Origin of the sequence: Streptococcus infantis, from assembly GCF_019929575.1 — a bacterium.
GTDB lineage: Bacteria > Bacillota > Bacilli > Lactobacillales > Streptococcaceae > Streptococcus > Streptococcus infantis_L.
Map to the genome: position 1 here is coordinate 1 of NZ_JAHZPU010000046.1, position 4,918 is coordinate 4,918.

Genomic DNA, 4,918 nt, shown 5'->3' on the forward strand with positions numbered 1-4,918 from the left:
TACTGTTTTTTGCAACTCTAGTATATCAGATGAACATGTCTTTTGTGTTGCACTTCATTTTACAACAGGGCAATTATTCCATTTCAGGTAAACTTACATTTTTCACATTTTTTCTCAGCATGAGAATTCCGTCTCCAAGAGGAACCAAAGTAGCGGTTAATCCTGGATTGTCCAAAGTCGCATCAAAGAGTCGTTGCAAGCCCCGATAGATGGTTCGTTGGCCTCGACGGACTTCCATGATATCTTTGGCAATATCCCCTCCTTGGAAAATATCATCCAAAACAACCACTCCTCCAACATCCAGATGTTTAAAGATTTCTGGTAGAAAGACGATATACTTAGACTTGGCTGAGTCCATAAAGACAAAATCATAGGATTCTGTTAAGGTCGATAAAACATCTACAGCATCGCCCTCAAGCAGAGTAATTTGTTTGCGAGTGTCAAAACGGACTAAATTATCCTTGGCAAAACCAATCATTTCTGGATTACGATCTATAGTCGTGATTTTAGCTTCGGGCGCGTGTTCAGCCATCAAGAGGGCTGAAAAACCAATTGCCGTCCCAATCTCTAAAATATTTTTTGGTTGCATAGTCTCCATGAGAAAACGGAAATAAGCAACCGTTTCATGGGGAATAATGGGAATATTTTCCTTACGAGCAAAATTTTCTAGCTCTTTTAAAGAACCTGTCACCTGCTTTTGACGCTGGCGCATAAAGTCTACGATTTCTTCTTTGACAACTGGTCGACGCATGTTATGGTTGGCATTTTTACTATAAGATTCTACCATCTTATGCCAATCCTAATTTTTCAACGAGGGCTTCAAACTCATTCAATCGACGCTCAAAGACTGCAAAGGCGTCGTTGAGGTAATCTTCTTTTTCCATATCAACACCAGCTTTGCGCATGATATTGAGTGGATAATCTGACTTCCCTGCCTTGAGGTAGTCGATATAGCGGTCACGATCCTCTTGGCTACCATGAACAATCTTTTCAGCCAAGGCTGAAGCAGCTGCAAAGCCTGTTGAATACTGATATACATAATAGTTATAGTAGAAATGAGGGATACGAGCCCACTCGTACTGGATTTGAGGATTGTCTTCCTTGTTAAGTCCATAGTACTCTTGGTTCAAATCAGCATAGAGATTGTTTAAGAATTCGCTTGTCAAGACTTCACCATTTTGATCGGCTTGGTGAATAGTATGTTCAAATTCAGCAAATTGAGTTTGGCGGAACACTGTTCCACGGAAACCATCCAAGAAGTTGTTTAGAATAGCAAAGCGTGTTGCGTCATCTTGAACTTCTTCCAATAATTTTTCAGTTAAGATATTTTCATTGGTTGTTGAAGCAATCTCTGCCAAGAAGATTGAGTAATCTCCGTATACATAAGGCTGTGTTTCACGGGTATAGCTTGAGTGCATACTGTGCCCAGTCTCGTGTACAAGAGTAAAGAGATTATCGAGATTATCCTGCCAGTTAAGGAGCATGAAAGCATTGGTGTCATAAGAACCACCTGAATAGGCACCTGAACGCTTGCCTTGGTTTTCATAAACATCGATCCAACGCTCACTAAAGGCACGTTTAACACGACTCAAGTAATCGTCACCAAGAACAGCCAAAGCTTCCTCTGCCTTCTTCAAGGCTTCCTCATAAGTAAAGCTGTATTCTACTGAAGACAATGGTGTATAGACATCGTACATTTTAAGGTCTGAAATCCCTAAAATCTTTGAACGAAGGGCTAGATAACGGTGTAAAAGTGGTAAATGCTTACGAACTGCAGTCACCAAATTATCATAAACACTTTCTGGGACAAAGTTTGCATCTAGCGCAGCCTGACGAGCGCTCTGATAGTTACGGACTTTAGCACGGTAGTTTTGTACCTTGACATTTGTTTGCAAAGTCTTAGCATATGTATGCTGGAATTGCTCGTAAGTCGCATATAGAGCTTCATAAGCACCACGGCGAACTTCACGATTTTTTGACTCCATCAAACGAATGTATGTCCCGTGAGAGAGTTGTACTTCATTTCCTTCATCATCAAGGACATATGGGAAGCTAATATCCGCATTGTCCAAGATAGCAAAGGTTTCACTGGCTGCACCAAAAATTTCTCCAGCTCCGGCTAATAATTCCTCTTCACGTTGTGAAAGGACATGGTCCTTATTTTGCAAAAGTTTATCAAAGAAGTGTTTATAAGGCTGAAGTTTTGGTTCTTCTGACAAAAACTTTTGATACTGCTCTTCTGTTATAGCCATAAATTCTGGCTCATAGAAAGAGAATACCTGATCTAGTTGACTATAAAGAGTCATTGCTTTTGCATAGTATTCTTGATACTTAGCGACTCGTGTATCTTGGTCGTTTTTCATATGTGCGTAGACATAGAGTTTTTCAAGACGACGACTCAAGTCCAGATAATGCTCTGTAATGTTAAGAAGGCTCTCAGCACTATCCAAGAGATGTCCTTCAAGACTAGCTGCCTGTTTTGTATCTTTCGTTAAAAGGGCAAGTTCTTCTTCCCATTTTTGGTCTGTTTCAAAGATCGTTGATAAATCCCATGTATCTTTTTCATTTATTTCATTTCGTTGTAATACCATAAGTTTCCTCCATCCTTTCTATTTTACCATATTTTTTAAGAAATATTGCTGATAAAAGGCAGGTGGATAAAGCTTTTGTGTGGCAGTTTTGGGATTTTGTTGATAATAGGCCTGAAAATTGTCGTAATAGTCCTGCAAGTCTACAGTAATCTGACAAAATTGCCCTTTTTCTATAGGCCTTACTTGGGGATACCAGTCCTGAGTCTTCAAATTTAATAGGTTTTCTCCTCTTAAGTAAGCTTGGGCTTGTTGCTTCATCCAATAGGGGTTTTGATAATAGAGCTGTTTTTGAATGTAATGACAAATCTTCCTATCCTGCTCAACTGAAAAAGTGATAAGAGGTTGTTGCTGATAAGGACTACGTAAAATTTTTAGAAGATTCCCTTTGCCATAAGAAAATTCCTTGACCTGATAATGGAGTTTCCCTTTTAAATCTTGGTGGAGTAGGTACTTGAGCCTCAAAACTTGTTTTTTATGGTCTAACTCCCAAAGATGAAATCCCATATTATTACTGAAGTAAAGGAAATCTTTCTGAAGTTTAGTTAGACGCTCTTTTAAACAGAGTTTTTCACCTAGTAGCCAAAGAACTTGAATTCCCAAACTTCGATAGCCATAGCTTCTTTCCTGTAACAGTTTTGAAGACAAGGGGCTACATTGAACCTCAATGGCTAATTGCTTATTGACTAAAACATCTGCAATTTGCTTTAGGTCCGGTATGGGATATTCAAGCTCGGCCTTGTCATTCTTCAACGCCCAATTAAAAAGGGCAACCTTATTTTCCAGATGCTCTAAACTCTCATTTTCATAATAAAAGTCACACTGGTTGAGAGAAACATGGGCAAAATGCGTCCGTAAGTTTTTCCCTTTTCTCAAGCGAACACTTGTTCCACAAGCTGGACAATAATAGTCTTGTTTTTTTGGCTCTTTCTCTAGAGTATTAATGAGCTTACCCTTTTCATCTCTGGCTATAAACATATATACCCCCTTTTCTACTTTATTCGAAAAGGATAAGAAAAAGGCCAATAAAATCAGCCTTTCTTCACTATAAAATCTAGTATCACTTCCGTTTGTTCTTCATATACTTTTGCAACATGGGAATGAGATTTGATATCTGATCATGTTTAATGATGGATACGCCATATTCTTGACAACGATTGCTAAAAACAGGGTTAATCCTGCCGGAGCATACAATCAATTTTAAACAATTATCTCCTGCAAAATGATTGGCATAAACTTCGAGCTCGTTAATAGCTTCAACAGACAAGTCTGTCATTTTACAAGATATAAAAATAATAGATTGACCTTTACGGAGGACAACATCAATTTCATTTTGTACATTATCAACTTCAGGGAAAATACCATTCCAGTCAATTTCTGCCCCTATCATACATTCATCAAAGTACTCTGACTCTATCGCTAAAAGATAGAGATATAATTCTAAAATGTGACCTTTTGTGCGACAGAGTAATTGTGCCTCAGAGCTAGAAAAAGTGTAACTAATATGATCGAAACTTTCCTCATCAATATGAATCAAGTTAGCTTCTGTTAGTAGGGGAATCATAGATTCTGGATAAGGGTACTTTTTACCGTTACTTTCCAAAACTCTTGCTGTTCAGCGTGGAAATCAGTTGTTTTTGCTAATGCAAAGAATTGAGTGATCTGATACCATTCTTCTGGGTTTAAAATTGCATAGTTTGCTAGTTTTTTGATGGTAGTAATTTGTTTCGGACTGTATTTAGGTTGTTTCGCTTTGATGAGTTTACCACCCCTTAAGGCCATCAACTGTTCAATGGTTAGGTTAGGAATCACTAACTCTTCCTTCTCCACTTTACCCATTTTCCATTTAAATTGTTTTCCTTGCTCAATATCTATTGCAATAATCGGTAATTGCTTTTCCAAACCATACTGATACAGAAAAATAGCTAATATCGAATCTCCTCCAAAAACATCTAAGGTCACTGAATCATAGTTAGTCAAGAAAAGATTCAAATCATCCGTAATCTTATCTAGACTTATTTGCCGAAAATGCACTTGCTTTACATGGGAAACTTGATCCAATAAAAAATGTTTCAAGGCCAATCTTTCATCTTCTGCAATTTTTTTCAGGGAGAGAAATAAAACCTCATCACAATCACAAATAAAAGTCTGATAAACATTTTTCTCGATAGTGTGATGATCAAAAAGTTCGACTAAAAGACTAGGCATGGCGCTACCTCCCTATTAAAAATTTGCTAGTTGTATGTAAAATTTAAAATTCCCCAATTGTCAAGTCAAGTGCAACAAAGTTGTTCCTCTGATTAAGCGAGTATCTTTCAAGCTGTTTGAGC

3 protein-coding genes and 1 pseudogene are annotated in these 4,918 nt (G+C 37.8%); all 4 read right to left on the reverse strand.

From position 1 onward, the window contains the following. Positions 1-73: 73 nt before the first annotated feature. Positions 74-787, reverse strand: coding sequence for an O-methyltransferase (locus K1I67_RS09315; protein ID WP_223339713.1), 714 nt, complete (start codon positions 785-787; stop codon positions 74-76). A 1-nt stretch (position 788) separates the two neighbouring features. Beyond that, positions 789-2,591, reverse strand: coding sequence for an oligoendopeptidase F (gene pepF, locus K1I67_RS09320; RefSeq protein WP_223339714.1), 1,803 nt, complete (start codon positions 2,589-2,591; stop codon positions 789-791). 18 nt (positions 2,592-2,609) lie between these two features. Continuing rightward, the gene (locus K1I67_RS09325) at positions 2,610-3,566 is read right to left on the reverse strand and encodes a competence protein CoiA (RefSeq protein WP_223339715.1); all 957 of its coding nucleotides are present in this window, start codon (positions 3,564-3,566) and stop codon (positions 2,610-2,612) included. Positions 3,567-3,648: 82 nt separating this feature from the next. Next, positions 3,649-4,796 (reverse strand): annotated as a pseudogene (locus tag K1I67_RS09330) (hypothetical protein). Between the last annotated feature and the right edge of the window lie 122 nt (positions 4,797-4,918).